Origin of the sequence: Streptomyces sp. MUM 2J (assembly GCF_022414535.1) — a bacterium.
Taxonomy (GTDB): domain Bacteria; phylum Actinomycetota; class Actinomycetes; order Streptomycetales; family Streptomycetaceae; genus Streptomyces.
The window spans coordinates 135,041-150,077 of the sequence record NZ_JADWYM010000009.1; the positions used below are offsets into that span (position 1 = coordinate 135,041).

11 protein-coding genes are annotated in these 15,037 nt (G+C 74.8%); 2 read left to right on the forward strand and 9 right to left on the reverse strand.

Annotated features, from left to right (window positions below; translation table 11 throughout):
* Positions 1–28: 28 nt before the first annotated feature.
* Positions 29–1,468, forward strand: coding sequence for a lipopolysaccharide assembly protein LapB (locus I3F54_RS11510; protein ID WP_240118589.1), 1,440 nt, complete (start codon positions 29–31; stop codon positions 1,466–1,468).
* A 12-nt stretch (positions 1,469–1,480) separates the two neighbouring features.
* Here the strand turns inward: I3F54_RS11510 and hppD are convergent, their stop codons facing one another.
* Positions 1,481–2,629 carry a 4-hydroxyphenylpyruvate dioxygenase gene (hppD, locus tag I3F54_RS11515; RefSeq protein ID WP_240118590.1) on the reverse strand — a complete coding sequence of 383 codons (1,149 nt, stop codon included), beginning with the start codon at positions 2,627–2,629 and terminating at the stop codon, positions 1,481–1,483.
* A gap of 124 nt (positions 2,630–2,753) precedes the next feature.
* On the opposite strand from hppD, the gene I3F54_RS11520 reads away from it, so the two are divergent.
* Entirely contained in the window at positions 2,754–3,233 is a 480-nt protein-coding gene (locus I3F54_RS11520) for an Lrp/AsnC family transcriptional regulator (RefSeq protein ID WP_240118591.1), read from the forward strand.
* 140 nt (positions 3,234–3,373) lie between these two features.
* Here I3F54_RS11520 and I3F54_RS11525 read toward each other — a convergent pair whose 3' ends face one another.
* The 8 genes from I3F54_RS11525 to I3F54_RS11560 all read right to left on the reverse strand — a co-directional run bounded on the left by I3F54_RS11525 (position 3,374) and on the right by I3F54_RS11560 (position 14,964).
* Positions 3,374–4,165, reverse strand: a complete 792-nt coding sequence (locus I3F54_RS11525; protein ID WP_240118592.1) for a S16 family serine protease — start codon at positions 4,163–4,165, stop codon at positions 3,374–3,376.
* Between the two features lie 152 nt (positions 4,166–4,317).
* The gene (locus tag I3F54_RS11530; RefSeq protein ID WP_205384024.1) at positions 4,318–4,959 is read right to left on the reverse strand and encodes an IclR family transcriptional regulator; all 642 of its coding nucleotides are present in this window, start codon (positions 4,957–4,959) and stop codon (positions 4,318–4,320) included.
* 333 nt (positions 4,960–5,292) lie between these two features.
* Entirely contained in the window at positions 5,293–7,098 is a 1,806-nt protein-coding gene (locus tag I3F54_RS11535; protein ID WP_240118593.1) for a DEAD/DEAH box helicase, read from the reverse strand.
* Positions 7,099–7,315: 217 nt separating this feature from the next.
* Positions 7,316–8,830 (reverse strand): MFS transporter, encoded by a 1,515-nt coding sequence (locus tag I3F54_RS11540; protein WP_240118594.1) that lies wholly within the window; start codon positions 8,828–8,830, stop codon positions 7,316–7,318.
* A 265-nt stretch (positions 8,831–9,095) separates the two neighbouring features.
* Positions 9,096–9,767 (reverse strand): SUKH-4 family immunity protein, encoded by a 672-nt coding sequence (locus I3F54_RS11545; RefSeq protein WP_240118595.1) that lies wholly within the window; start codon positions 9,765–9,767, stop codon positions 9,096–9,098.
* Between the two features lie 303 nt (positions 9,768–10,070).
* Positions 10,071–12,383 (reverse strand): molybdopterin cofactor-binding domain-containing protein, encoded by a 2,313-nt coding sequence (locus tag I3F54_RS11550; RefSeq protein ID WP_240118596.1) that lies wholly within the window; start codon positions 12,381–12,383, stop codon positions 10,071–10,073.
* Positions 12,380–14,074 carry a 2Fe-2S iron-sulfur cluster-binding protein gene (locus I3F54_RS11555; protein ID WP_240118597.1) on the reverse strand — a complete coding sequence of 565 codons (1,695 nt, stop codon included), beginning with the start codon at positions 14,072–14,074 and terminating at the stop codon, positions 12,380–12,382. Before I3F54_RS11555 ends, I3F54_RS11550 begins: the two co-directional genes overlap by 4 nt.
* Positions 14,071–14,964 (reverse strand): xanthine dehydrogenase family protein subunit M, encoded by an 894-nt coding sequence (locus I3F54_RS11560; protein ID WP_240118598.1) that lies wholly within the window; start codon positions 14,962–14,964, stop codon positions 14,071–14,073. The genes I3F54_RS11555 and I3F54_RS11560 overlap by 4 nt, the downstream gene beginning before the upstream one ends.
* Positions 14,965–15,037: the final 73 nt, after the last annotated feature.

Here is a 15,037-nt window from a genome sequence, read left to right on the forward strand (position 1 = left end):
GTGGCCCGGGTGACGCAGAGTGAGCGCCATGGAGAACAGCGCCACGGAGAACAGCGCCGGGAAGAACGCCGGGAGGGCCGGGGAGGGCTCGCGTCCCCGCGCTCGGCGGCGGTGGGCGCTGATCGTGTCGCTCGGGGGCTGCCTCGTGCTGGGCGTGGTGCTGATGTGCCTGCCTCCGGACCGGCTGGCGACGAGATCTCCGGACCCGGCCGCGGGCGCGCAGGCGCAGGCGGCACTGACCGCCGGGGCGCCGGCGGCGCTGCCGGACCTGGCGGTGCTGGTCGAGGAGCAGGAGACGGCTGTGCACCGCCGCCCGAAGGACGCCGGGGCGTGGGCGCTGCTGGGCACCGCCTACGTGGAGCTGGGCCGCCGGACCGCGGAGGCGGGCTCCTTCCCGAAGGCCGAGCAGGCGCTGCGCGCGTCGCTGCGGGCGTCGAAGGGGAACCCCGAGGCGCTGGACGGGCTGGCGGCGCTGGCGATCGAGCGCCGGGACTTCCGGGCGGCGCGGGGTTTCGCCGAGTCGGCGCTGAAGGAGCGCCCGAAGCGGTGGCGGACGTATCCGCTGCTGATCGAGGCCTGTGGCGGTCTGGGCGACCACAAGGCCGTCCGGCGCGCTCTGGACCGGATGCTCGAACTGCACTCCGGGCCGGCCGTGCGGGCGTCGGCCGCCGCGGTCTACCGGGACCGGGGGTGGCGGGAGGACGCGGCGGCCGCGCTGGCGGACGCGGCGGCGGCGGCGCCGGGGCCCGCCGAGCGGGCGGCCTACCTGGAGCGGGCCGGTGAGCTGGCGTGGGAACGGGGGGACCGGGAGGACGCGCTGCGGCACTTCCGGGCGGCCGTGCGGATCGACCCGGACCAGCGGGCGGCGCAGGCCGGCCAGGGCCGGGTGCTGGCCGCGCTGGGGCGGACGTCGGAGGCGCTGGGCGTCTACCGGATCGCGCTCGCCAAGCGCCCGGATCCCGAGTACGCGCTGGAACTGGGCGAACTGTACGAGTCACTGGGGCTGGCCGACGCGGCGCGGGTGCAGTACGACCTGCTGCGGGCGCGGGTGCAGCAGAACTCGGCCGGGGGCGTCGACGACGATCTGGTGCTGGGCCGGTTCGAGGCCGACCACGGGGATCCGGCGCTCGCGGTGCGGTTGCTGCGCGCCGAGTGGAAGCGGCAGCCCGGCCCGGCGGTCGCGGACGCACTGGGCTGGGCGCTGCACCGGGCCGGGGCCGACGAGGAGGCACTGCGGTACGCGGTGATCGCCACCGACCGGGCGCACGGCGGCGGCGTGCGCAGTGCGCCGTACTCCTACCACCGGGGGGTGATCGAGCGGGAGCTGGACCGGTACGGGCCGGCCCGCAGGCACCTGGGGGAGGCGCTGCGGATCAACCCGTACTTCTCCCCCGTGCGGGCGCGGGCGGCGCGGGAGACGCTGCGGGCGCTGGGCGAGCCGTCGGTCGACGACCCGCCCGGGCGCTGACGGCGGCGCGGGCTACAGGTTGCCGCGCTTGGCCTGCTCGCGCTCGATCGCCTCGAACAGGGCCTTGAAGTTGCCCTTGCCGAAGCCCATCGAGCCGTGGCGTTCGATGATCTCGAAGAAGACGGTCGGCTTGTCCTGGACCGGCTTGGTGAAGATCTGGAGCAGGTAGCCGTCCTCGTCGCGGTCTGCGAGGATCTTCAGCTCGCGCAGGGTCTCGACCGGCACGCGGGTGTCGCCGACCCACTCGCCGAGGGTGTCGTAGTACGAGTCGGGGGTGTCGAGGAACTGCACACCGGCGGCGCGCATGGTGCGGACCGTCTGCACGATGTCGTTGGTGTTGAGCGCGATGTGCTGGACGCCGGCCCCGCCGTAGAACTCCAGGTACTCGTCGATCTGGGACTTCTTCTTGGCGATGGCGGGCTCGTTGATCGGGAACTTGACCTTGAGCGTGCCGTCGGCCACGACCTTCGACATCAGCGCGCTGTACTCGGTGGCGATGTCGTCGCCCACGAACTCCTTCATGTTCGTGAAGCCCATGACCTTGTTGTAGAAGCCGACCCACTCGTTCATGCGGCCGAGCTCGACGTTGCCGACGCAGTGGTCGACGGCCTGGAACGTGCGCTGGGCAGGCGGCTCGACGATCGGGGCGGCGGCGACGTAGCCGGGCAGGTAGGGGCCGTCGTAGCCGGTGCGCTCGACGAGGGTGTGGCGGGTCTCGCCGTAGGTGGCGATCGCGGCGAGGACGACGGTGCCGTGCTCGTCCTTCATCTCGTACGGCTCGGTGACGGACGTCGCGCCGTGCTCGATGGCGTAGGCGTAGGCGCGGCGGGCGTCCGGGACCTCGATGGCGAGGTCGATGACGCCGTCGCCGTGCTCGGCCACGTGCTGGGCGAGGAAGTGGCCCCAGGTGGTGGCGGGCTTGATGACCGAGGTGAGGACGAAGCGGGCGGAGCCGTTCTCCAGAACGTAGCTCGCGGTCTCACGGCTGCCGTTCTCCGGTCCGGAGTAGGCGACCAGCTTCATGCCGAAGGCGGTGGAGTAGTAGTGCGCCGCCTGCTTGGCGTTGCCCACGGCGAAGACGACCGCGTCCATTCCCTTGACCGGGAAGGGATCGTCCTGCCGGGCGGTCGTGTCGGGAGTGTGGTGTGTGGTCTGCGTCATGTCCGCAGCCTGGTACCACTCGGCAAGGTGCGCAATAGTCTGCGTTTCGACCGGGCAACCTGCCCAGCATCACACCCGCTTCGGCGGTCTATCTGTACAGGATGCCCAGCTTCGGGAGGCTGTTGTGGCGATCGATCATCTGGACGGGCGCATCATCGTGCTCCTCGCGCAGGAGCCGCGGATCGGGGTGCTGGAGATGTCCCGGCGGCTCGGAGTGGCGCGTGGGACGGCACAGGCGCGCCTGGACCGGCTCCAGTCGAGTGGGGTCATCCGCGGTTTCGGTCCGCAGGTCGACCCGGCGGCCCTCGGCTACCCGGTCACCGCGTTCGCGACGCTGCAGATCCGGCAGGGCCAGGGCGCCGACGTGCGGGCGCACCTGGCCACGGTGCCGGAGGTCCTGGAACTGCACACGACGACCGGCACGGGGGACATGCTGTGCCGGCTGGTGGCCCGCTCGAACGCCGATCTCCAGCGGGTGATCGACCGGGTCGTCGGGATCGACGGCATCGTGCGGGCGGCCACGGCGATCGTGATGGAGAACCCGGTGCCGCTGCGGATCATCCCGCTGGTCCAGCAGGCGGCGGAGGACCGGACCGGGAGCTGAGCCCCGGGCGCCGGCGCGGGGACAGGACACTCCCCGGGGCGGTCGGGGCGGCACCTGTTCCCCATCGGGACGGAAAGGGAGCCGCCACGCACATCGGGACCCAGCTCGCCCGCGGCCCGGCCGGCCGGGCGGCGACGGGATCAGCAGCTCGGTACCGAGCCCTTCCCCTTCTCCAGGGCGACCAGCGCGTCCACCGCGCTCTGCAGGGTCGTGACCGGCACCAGCCGCAGGCCCTTCGGCAGCTCGGCCCTGGCGTCGGCGCACTCGGCCCTGGGCACCAGGAACACGGTCGCCCCGTCCCGCCGCGCCGCCTGCGTCTTCAGGGCCACGCCGCCGACCGGGCCGACCTTGCCGTCGGCGTCGATGGTGCCGGTTCCGGCGATGGTGCGGCCGCCGGTGAGGTCGCCACCGCTGCCGTCGCCGTCCAGCTTGTCGATGATGCCCAGGGTGAACAGCAGCCCGGCACTCGGGCCGCCGACGTCGGCGAGGGTCAGCGTGACCTTCACGTCCTGGTCGCCGAGGTGCAGGTAGCCCAGTGCGGCCTCGGTCGCCGCGTCCTGGGACTGCCGCATCTGCTCGGTGTTGTGCCGCTCGATCTCCTTGACGCTCTCCCCGCTGGGGTAGACCGAGTCACGGGGCATGATCGCCTGGTCGGTGGCGAACCAGCCGTCGATCACCTCGCCGAGCGAGACGTCCGTGTCCGGGGACGTGGCCTCGATGGTCGTCATCCGCAGTTCGCCGCGCGTCTGCCGGGTCGGCGCCCCGGAGATCGTGATCACGGGCGTGCCCTGGTTGTCGCCCAGTACGTTCGCCGTCATCCCCGGCTGCGCCACGGAGAACGGCAGCGGGGCGAAGGCCGCCGTGGCGATCAGGGCCACGGCGGGCAGCGCGCAGACGGCGACGGCCTGGAGGCGTGTGAGACGAGAGAGCACGAGGTCAATCTAACGTGCGGCCGGTGCCGTATCCGGCCCCGGTCACCGCACACACGGACGGACACGCAGGCGGATCCGCCGGCGCGCGGCGCCCCGGGGCGGGGCGGCGCCGGGCGGCGGGGGGCGCCTGCCCCGGGACGGGCGGGCCGGGGTCAGCGCAGGGCCTCCGCGACCTCCCGTGCCGCGTCCATGACCCGCGGTCCCACCCGCTCCGGCACCGCGTCCGCCAGCATCACCACGCCCACGCTGCCCTCGACCCCGGTGACCCCCAGCAGCGGTGCCGCGGCCCCGCTGGCCCCGGCCTCCAGCTCGCCGTGCGTCAGGGTGTACCCGGGGTCGCCCATCGGCTGGGCGCGCGCCGCGAGGATCGCCCGACCGGCGGCCCCGCGGTCCAGCGGATGACGGAAGCCGGCCCGGTACGCCACGTGGTAGTCCGTCCACGTCGGCTCCACGACCGCCACGGCCAGCGCCTCGGTCCCGTCCACCAGGGTCAGGTGCGCGGTCGCGCCGATGTCCTCGGCCAGCGCCCGCAGCGCCGGCAGTGCGGCCTCCCGCACCAGCGGATGCACCTGGCGGCCGAGCCGCAGCACGCCGAGCCCCACCCTGGCACGCCCGCCCAGATCACGCCGCACCAGGGCGTGCTGCTCCAAGGTGGCGAGCAGCCGGTACACCACCGTCCGGTTCACACCCAGTTTGGTGGACAGCTCGGTGACGGTGAGCCCGTGGTCCGTGTCGGCCAGCAGTTTGAGGACACGCAGTCCCCGGTCGAGCGTCTGAGAGGTCTCCGCGGTCACGACGCCCACTCCTCCAGGTGGTGAGGGAGGCGGCCTTCCGCGGCGGTTGGGGTCACCGAGTCCCGTCGGCGACGCGCTTCAGAGGCCGCCGATCGGTGACGGTCCGGGGTGTCCCGGACCCAGTCGCTTCTCGGCTGCGCTCCGCGGCGGCGCTGCCACGGGGCGTGTGCGTAGCGGGACAGTAGCGAAGCAGGTTCGCTGAGCGGAAGGCTCCGTCCAGAATCCGGTCAGTGGCCGGTATGGAGTACCTGCCTTTGTACCGATACGTACGGCGCACGCCCACGCCCCGCACCCCGGCCCCGGCCCCGGCCCCGGCCCCGGCCGCAGGCGGGGTCAACCCATCCGCGTCGCCCACTCCTGGACCTTGGCGATGCGCTGGCGCAGCTGCCCGGCCGTGGCCTCCGCGCTGGGCGGACCGCCGCACACGCGCCGCAGTTCGGTGTGGATGGCCCCGTGCGGCTTGCCGCTCTGGTGGACGTAGGCGCCGACCATGGTGTTGAGCTGCCGGCGCAGCTCCATCAGCTCCTTGTGCGTGACGACGGGACGGCGCTCGGCGGGCACTTCGAGCAGGTCCGCCTCGCTGTCGGGCTTCCTGCGGCTGTGCGCGATCTGCCGGGCCTGCCGCTTCTGCAGCAGCAGCTGCACCTGCTCGGGTTCCAGCAGGCCCGGGATGCCCAGGTAGTCCTGCTCCTCCTCGCTGCCCGGGTGGGCCTGCATGCCGAACTCGTCGCCGTTGTACGTCACCCGGTCGAAGACGGCGTCGGACTCCAGCGCCTCGAAGGGCAGCATGTCCTGTTCGCCGGTGTCCTCGTCCTGCTGCCGCTCGGCCTCCTGGAGGAGCTTGTCCTCCTCCGCGTACGGGTCCTCCTCGCCGTCCTTCTTGGGCCGGTCGAGGACGTGGTCGCGCTCGCGCTCCATCTCGCCCGCGAAGGAGAGCAGGTCGGGAACGGTGGGCAGGAAGACGCTGGCGGTCTCGCCGCGGCGCCGGGACCGCACGAAACGGCCGACGGCCTGGGCGAAGAAGAGCGGGGTGGAGATGGTGGTGGCATACACGCCGACCGCCAGCCGGGGCACGTCGACGCCCTCGGACACCATGCGGACCGCGACCATCCACCGGTCGTCGTTGCCGCTGAACTCGTCGATGCGCTCGGAGGCCCCGGAGTCGTCGGACAGCACGAGGGTCGCCCGGTGGCCGGTGATGTCGCGGATCAGCTTGGCGTAGGCGCGCGCGGAGTCCTGGTCGGAGGCGATGACGAGGGCGCCGGCGTCGGGGACGGCCCTGCGCACCTCGGTGAGTCGCTGGTCGGCGGCGCGCAGCACGGACGGCATCCAGTCCCCGCGCGGATCCAGCGCGGTGCGCCAGGCCTGACTGATCGCGTCCTTGGTCATCGGTTCGCCGAGCCGGGCCGCGACCTCGTCACCGGCCTTGGTCCGCCAGCGCATGTTGCCGCTGTAGGAGAGGAAGATGACCGGGCGGACGACGTGGTCGGCGAGGGCCGATCCGTAGCCGTAGGTGTAGTCGGCGGCGGACCGCCGGATCCCGTCGGTGCCCTCCTCGTAGGCGACGAAGGGGATCGGGTTGGTGTCGGAGCGGAACGGCGTACCGGTCAGCGCCAGCCGCCGCGTCGCCGGCTCGAAGGCCTCCAGACAGGCCTCGCCCCACGACTTGGAGTCACCGGCGTGGTGGATCTCGTCGAGGATGACGAGGGTCTTGCGCTGCTCCACCCGGTTGCGGTGCAGCATCGGCCGCACGCCGACACCCGCGTAGGTCACGGCGACGCCGTGGTACTCGCGGCCGAGCGGGCCCGCGCTGTACTCGGGATCGAGCCTGATCCCTATCCGTGCCGCCGCCTCCGCCCACTGCTTCTTCAGGTGCTCGGTCGGCGCGACCACGGTCACCTGCTGCACGACGTGGTGGTGCAGCAGCCAGGACGCAAGGGTCAGCGCGAAGGTGGTCTTGCCGGCGCCGGGCGTGGCGACGGCGAGGAAGTCGCGCGGTTGCTCCTGGAGGTACTTCTCCATCGCCCCCTGCTGCCAGGCACGCAGCTTGCTGGCGGTGCCCCAGGGGGCTCGGCCGGGAAAGGCCGGCGACAGGTGGTGCGAGTGGGACGAACTGGAGCTGGCGGCGGTGGTAGTCACGGTCTCCGTACGGGGGTCTGGCGGCTCGGCTCTCGGCTGGGCATGACGACCGGGCCACCCTACCGGCGGCCCGGCGGTGCCCACGCGCGAACCGTGCCGGGTCGGCCCCGGGTGGGACTGACGTCACATCAGTCGCTCGCCAGGTTCCCGCAGCGCCTCGGAGACCGCCTTCGCCTCGTCCGGACTCCGGCGTCCAGGTCGGTCACATTGGCACCGCTCAGTTCTCCGTGCCCCGTAGCCGGGTCGTCACCCACGCCCCCACCAGCGCCACCGCCGCCATCGGCAGGAACACCGCGGCGAAGGCGGCCGGGTGGGAGGCGCCGGTCGCGGTGGCCGTCGCCGTGTGGGCGACCGTGCCGCCGCCGAGGGCCGCGAAGGCCGCGCCGCCCGCCGCGAGGAGCAGGATGTTGGACAGGCCGTCGGAGATCTGCAGCGCGGCGGAGTTGGCGCCGGCCTCCTCGGGGGCGGAGAGCTTCAGCAGCAGCACGCCGGTGGAGGAGATCACCAGACCCATGCCGAAGCAGCCGAACGCCCACGCCGCGGCCACCGTCCACACCGGCACGGAGTGGATCAGGACACTGGGCGCGGCCGCGATCGCCGCCGCCACCAGCACCATGCCGCCCGTCATCAGCCGCTCCCGGTGCGGCTCGGCCCACGGCCGGGACTGCACCCACGAACCCAGCGCCCACGTCCCACCGCCCGCGGCCAGCGAGAAGCCCGCGAGTGTGGGGGTCAGCCCGCGTTCGGTCACCAGCATCAGCGGCACGAAGGACTCGGCGGCGATGAACGCGCCGGCCGCGACGCCGCGCAGCAGCACCACCGAGGGCAGCCCCCGGGCCGCCCGCCAGGTGCCGCGGGGCAGCAGCCCCTGTACGGCCGGCACGAGCAGGACGGCGCCCGCGGCACCCGGCAGGAGCGAGATCCAGCGCGGGTCCTGGGCGGCGTACTGAAGCAGCCCGGCGCCGAGGCAGACCACGAACGCCAGCCGGATGCGGCGGTGGTCGAAGCCGGCCGGCTCCCCGTCCTCCGCGGCGGCCCGAACCGGGCCGGAGGCCCGCCGCCGTATCTGCGGCAGCGCGAGGGCCAGCGGGAAGACCACGAGCACCGGGATCCCGATGAACACCCACCGCCAGCCGAGGCGCTCGGTGACCGCGCCGGCGGCCAGCGGGCCGACGATCGACGGCACGACCCAGCTCGCCGCGAACGCCGCCATGATCGCCGGACGCAGTCGCTCGGGGTAGGCCCGGCCGACGACCACGTACAGCGCGACGATCACCAGGCCGCCGCCGAGGCCCTGCACCGCCCGGCCCAGGATGAACGGCCACATCGCGCCCGCCGTCCCGGCCAGCAGCAGGCCGGCTCCGAAGGCCGCGATCCCCGCCGTCAGCGCGCCCAGCGGACCCCGCCGGTCCGACCACTGCCCGGCGAGCACCATTCCGAGCAGGCTGGTCGTGAAGTATCCGGAGAAGGCGAACGCGTACAGCGACACCCCGTGCAGTTCCCGCGCCGCCACCGGCATCGCCGTCCCGACGGCCGTCGCCTCGAAGGCGATCAGCAGCACGACCGACACCATGCCGATGCTCAGCGACCGGTGGGCGCGGCCGAGCACGGTCTCCCCGGGTGCGGTCGCGGGCCGGGGCACCGCCGGGGACTCCGGCACGGGAGCGGACGCGGTGGCGTCGCGCTCCTCGTCGTCCGGATCGATCACGTCGCTGGGTTCGAGGGCGGTCATCCCGACAGCGTAAGGTCCACGACCGCGTGTGACCCCTGTCGCAGGTCCCTCACCAGCAGCGACCTTGGTCCTAGATCCCCCTGTGTACTCCCAGAACCTCCCCGTGCCGCGGCGGGCGGCGTTCACCCGTCAGGGAGCGGCGTCCGGTGCGTGCTCCCGGCGTGCCGGCCGGAAGCCCCCGTACTGGGCGTACTCGGGCTTTCGGCCGGTGCGGCGGGAGCGCGTGCCGGGCGCCGCGAGGGGGCGGACGTCGCCTGTTGCGGCACTAGGTCCGCCCAGGTGCCTGGGGCCGGCTGTCGGGCTGCCTGCGGCGGCCACCCGGCGCGGCGCACCGGGTGCCCCGCCGTCCGGGGCGCGGGCGTCTCCGGGGTGCCACGTCCGCCTGCGGGCCGTCGCCCGTGGGCGACGGCATCGGGTCGATTCCCGCCACGGCCCGCGCGGCGGTCCCCGTGGACCGCCACAGGGTGAACGCGAACGCGGCCACGTCCGTCTCCAGCGGTTGCGGAGCGCAGCCGGACCCGGTCCAGGCCAGGACCGCCCCCGTGGGGCCGTCGAGGACGGCGTGGGTCGCGGCGGCGAGGGTGCCCAGGCGGAGCCGGCTGCCGGCGCCCGCCGGCAGCCGTGGGCCGCCGTGCCCGGGGAACTCGTCGGCGGCGTACTCCGTGAGCGGGCGCAGCGGCGCGTCCAGGTCGAGCTCGAAGCCGGGAGCGTGCTCCGGCAGACCGACGTCACGCAGGAAGCGGCGGGTCGGCTCGTGCGTGAGGGCGGGCGGGAAGTCGAGGTCCTCGAAGCGGACGATCCGGCCGCGGCCGAAGGCGTCGTCCAGCAGACGCGGCGGCAGGTCCAGGCTCAGGCCGGAGCGGGTGGCCGGTGCCGCTGTCCACGGGCCCCGCGCCGCGGTCGTGGGGCCGTGCAGCTCCGTTTCGTTCGCAGTCATCGTGCTGGTGCTCATGCTTCCCCCGTGCGTGACGTGTCGGCCGCGCCGTCGCCGTGCGCGGCGGCCGTCCCACTGCTTCCACACTAGGACCCGCCACTGACAACGCTCCGCCCGGCAGGACGCTCGAACCGGGTCCCGGCGTTCCCTGCCGGTCCCGTCGGCCGGAACTCGCGGCGGACCCGACGTGCGGCCCGGTTCACCCGTTGCGCGCGGCCGGCCGCCGCACCGGACCACTGCCACAGGGGCTCACCGCCACCCCGGCCCACCGGCGCAGCCGCTCAAGGGCCCCACCGGCGCACCGGCTCACCGGGCGGTGACCACCGCCGCCTGCGGCCGGACGGGGAGGCGGTTGACCGGGCGGCCCGTGGCGGCGCGTACCGCGGAGGCGATCGCCGCCGGGGACGTCACCACCGGCACCGCGCTGACCGACTTGGCGCCGAACGGCGCGACGACGTCCCGCTCCTCGACGAGCTTCACGATCCGGACGTCGGGGACGTCCAGGGCCGTGGGCAGCGCGTAGCCGGTGAGATCCGGGTGCCGGATCAGACCGCGCGGGGTGCGCAGGTTCTCCGTCAGGGCGATGCCCACCCCCTGCGTCACGCCCGCCTCGATGCGGGCCGCCAGCTGAGGGGGGTTGAGCACCCTGCCGACGTCCTGGGCGACCGCCAGTTCCACCACCCGGACCGAGCCGATCTCGATGTCGACGTCCACCACGGCACGGATCGCGCAGAAGGACATGCCCACGAAGGCGTCGCCCTGGCCGGACCCGTCCAGGGGCTCCGTGGGGTGCGGGCGGCACTGGGCGGTGGCCCACAGCTCCTTGCCGTCCATCGCCTCGGTCACGGTGGTCGACAGCACGCCGTCGTACGAGGTGATCTTGCCGTCGGTGATCTGCAGCAGCTCGGTGGACATGCCGAACTTGTGGGCCAGGGGTTGCAGGAGCTGGGTGCGGACCATCTTCGCAGCCCGTTCCACCGCACCGCCGGAGACCCAGGTGTGGCGGCCCCGGCAGCCCGCGCCGGCCGGGGGCTGGTCGGTGTCCACGGGCGCGACGCGCACCTCGTCGATGCCCAGCGTGTCCTGGACGATCTGGCGGGCCAGCGTCGTGAAGCCCTGGCCGGTCTCCACCGCGGCGCACAGGACGGTCGCCACACCGTCCTGGACCCTCACGGTGGCCGTGGAGACCTCGTCGGTGCCCTCCGCGCCGAGCATGTGGACCATCCCGAGGCCGTAGCCGACGCCCCGGCGCACGGCGCCCGGCTCGCCCGCGCCCTCGGGGCCGCCGGGCAGCAGCCAGTCCTCCTCCGGGGAGTCCTTGGGCAGCGGCGGGAGGGGGAAGTCCCGGACCGCCTGGAGGAGTTCGGCCACGGGGGCCGGGCAGGTGACCGTCTGGCCGGTGGGCAGGACGTCACCCGTGGCCATCACGTTGCGCAGCCGCAGCTCCGCCGGGTCCATGCCGAGCTTCTTGGCGAGCTTGTCCATCTGGGCCTCGTGGGCGGCGCACACCTGCATCGCGCCCTCGCCGCGCACATGACCGGAGGGCGGGTTGTTGGTGCGGACGGCCCAGCCCTCGATGAAGGCGTTCGGGACGACGTAGGGGCCGCAGGCGAAGGCGACGGCGGCGGCGAGGGCGCCCGAGGACGTGTCGGCGTACGGTCCCGCGTCCAGCAGGATCTGCGCCTCCACCTTCACCAGCCTGCCCTCGGCGTCCGCGTGGTGGCGGTAGCGCAGCAGGGTGGGGTGCCGGTGGGCGTGGCCGAGGAAGGACTCCTCGCGGGTGGCGGTCAGCTTCACCGGGCAGCCGGTCCGCAGGGCCAGCAGACCGAGCGGCAACTGGAAGCCCGGGTCCTCGCGGTCGGCGGTCGCCCCGGGCACGCCGGTGACCACGACCTTCACCCGCTCGGGTTCGAGGCCGTAGCAGGCGGCGAGCGTGTCCCGGTCCGCGTGCGGGTCGGTGGAGGCGGTGTAGAGCTCCACGCCGCCGTCCGGACGCGGCACGGCCAGGCCCGCCTCGGCGCCGATCGGCGCCGGGTCCTGGCGGCCGATGCGGTACAGGCCTTCGACGACGACCTCGCCGACCGCGTCCGGGTCGCCGTGCCGCAGCGGGATGTGCCGGATCAGGTTGCCGTCGGGGTGCAGCGGCTCGGCCTCGAAGGCCTGCTCGGGGTCGAGGACCGGGTCGAGCACGTCGTACTCGACGATGACGGCGGCGGCGGCCATCCGCGCGGTGTCGGGGTGGTCGGCGGCGACGGCCGCGATGGGCTCGCCGTGGTGGCGCACGACGTCGGAGGCGAAGACCGGCCGGTCGGCCCTGTCGCGGCCGTACGTCGGGTGGCCGGGCACGTCCTCGTGGGTGATGACGGCCCGCACGCCGGGCATCTCGCGTGCGTGCGTGGTGTCGATGGACCTGATGCGCGCGTGCGGGTGCGGTGAGCGCAGCACGGCCGCCCACAGCAGTCCCTCGGCCCACAGGTCGGCCGCGTAGGGGAAGGTGCCCTCGGTCTTGGCGTGGGCGTCGGCGGGCTGCAGGGCGGAGCCGAGGCCGTGCGGGAGGGACTCGGCGGCGGCGGGTGCGGCCTCGCCGGCGGTCGTCGCGGTGACGGCTTCGTTGCTCACCCCTGGCCTCCGTCCTGTTCCCGGTCAAGGCCGCTTCCGTGGGCCCGGCCGTCGTGTCCGTACGCCGCGTGGCCGTGCGGCGCCCCCTCGTCGGCTGCCGCGTCGTACGCCGTGGTCCGGGCGCCGCCGGCACCCGGGCCCGCCTGGCGCGGGATGTGCCCCTCCGCGGTGTCCGGACCGGTGCCGGCCGCGGCGAGTGCCTCGCGTTCGGCGACGACCTCCTGGACCGCCTCCACGACGCCCCGGTAGCCGGAGCAGCGGCACAGGTTGCCGCAGAGCGCCAGGCGCGTCTCCAGCTCGGTCGGCGCCGGGTTGCCCTCCAGCAGGTCGTGCACGGTCATCGCGATGCCGGGCACGCAGAACCCGCACTGGACCGCACCGCACCGGGCGAGCGCCCGCTGCACGTCCGAGGGCCGTCCGTCGGCTGCCAGGCCCTCGACGGTGCGGACCTCGCTGCCCGCGGCGGTCACGGCGGGCACCAGGCAGGAGGCGACGAGCCGGCCGTCGACCTGGACGTTGCACGCGCCGCACTCGCCCTGCGAGCAGCCGTCCTTGGCGCCGGCGAGCCCGAGCCGCTCGCGCAGCACGTACAGCAGCGACTCGCCGATCCACGCGTCGGGGACGGGGCGGTCGGCGCCGTTGACGCGCAGGACGTAGGAGACGAGGGGGTGCTCCTCGTGCAGGGCCGCCGGCACCTCGGCGCGGACCGCGTCGGCCTGGGGCGCGGGCGCCTCCTGCGGGTCCGTTCGGCCGGGCGCGGAGGCGCCGGGCACCTCGGGTTCGCCTGCGCCGGTGTCGGGGCCGGCGGGTTCGGGGAGTGCCTCCCCGGGGGCGGACGCTTCGGGGTCCGCGGCCCCGGACGTGTCCGGCGGCCCCGCGGTGCCCTCCGGGCCGGGGCCGGGCGCGGTGCTCTCGGGGGCGGCCCGCCCGGCGGGCTCCTCGGGGGCGTCCGTGGGGCCCTGGGGAGCGGCGTGCTGCTCGTGCTCCGCCGGCCTCGCGGAGTGCGCGCCGTCGGCGGGGTGCGCCGGGTCCGGCGTACCGGGGGCCGGTGCGGGCTCCTCTGCGGGCGCTCCGCCCGGTCCGGCGCCGTCGGCGGGGTCCTGCTGTGCCCACGGCCCGTCGACCCCCTCGTCCGCCCAGGGGGCAGGGGCGCCGCCGGGCAGGGTGGCGGGCGCGGTGGCGCCCCACTCCTGGACCAGGGACGACGTGGTGTACTCGCCCGACTCATCCGGCAGGTCGCCGTCCGCGACGGGGATCGACCACTGGCCGGTCACGTCGTGGCCGGGTGCCGGCGCCCGCTCGGGCGCCGGGGCGGCCTCGTCGAACGTCCACTGGCCGGTCGCGCCGGGGTCGTGGGCGAAGCCGTCGCCGGAGCCGGGCCGTCCGGCGTCCGGACGCGGCGCGTCCCACCCGGTCCCGTCGGCGGGCATGCCGGGCGCGGCCCAGGTGCCGGTGGCCGCCGGGTCGGTGCCGGCCGCCGTGTCCGGGGCGACCGTTATCTGCGGCGGCACGTAGCCGTGGCCGGGCGCGGCGAGCGGGCTGTCACCGGCCAGCAGGGCGTCGATGCCGCCCTCGGGGAGTTCGAGGAAGGCGGTGGCGCCGTCGTCGTAGTCGCCCTGGGGCAGCGGGTCCCAGCGTCCGCCGCTGTGCGGTGCGTGGTGTGCCTGTCGTCCCTGCTGGTCGTCGGTCACGACAGCGCCCTCCCCAGTGCTCGTCGGGCCAGCGCGGCGACCGTGCGCCGCAGGTGCAGTACGGCGGGCGGAAGCCCGGCCACGGTGCCGTCCCCGGTCGGCTCCGGGTCGGGGATGCAGGCCGCGGAGACGTACTCGCCGAAGGCGTGCAGGGCCTCGGGGACGACCGCCCGGTTGTTGTCCCAGTCGATGAGCCGGGCGACCCACTGCTCGGCCTCCAGGGGCCTGAGCGGCATCGGCGCGATGGCGCCCACGGCGCAGCGGACCCCGCGGCGGGCGGGGTCCAGGACGAGCGCGACGGAGGCGAGGGCGCGCCCCGGGCCGGTGCGGCCGGTCGCCTTCAGGAAGACCTGCGGGGCGTGCAGCAGCGGCACGCGCACGTACCCGATGAGTTCTCCGCCGCGCAGCATCTCCACGCCGGCCAGCATGTGCGACACGGGGACCTCGCGACGGGCTCCACCGGGGCCCGCGACGATCAGGGTCGCTTCGAGGGCGGCCAGCACGGGCAGCGCGTCGCCCGTGGGGGCGGCGGAGGCGATGTTGCCGCCGAGGGTGGCCGCGTTGCGGATGTGCGGTGGACCGGCGGCACGGGCGGCGGCGGCGAGCGCCGGGATCAGGGCGGCGAAGTCGGGGCGGCCCATGCGCGCGTGGGTGAGGCCCGCGCCGAGCAGGGCGTGGCCGTCCTGGTACTGCCAGCCGCGGATCTCGCTGATGCGGTTCAGGCCCACCAGCGCGGCGGGCCGGAGCTGTCCGGAGTTGACGGCGGCCATGAGGTCGGTGCCGCCCGCCACGGGGACGGCCGTGGGCATGGCGGTGAGCGCTGCCACCGCTTCGTCCAGCGTCGTGGGCAGCGTCACGGCCTGCGCCGCCTGCGGTGCGTGCGTGGTCAAAACCGGCTGCCCCTTCCCGCTGCCCCACCTGGTCCCGCCTGTTGCGCCGTACGGTACGTGCTGACAGGGCGGA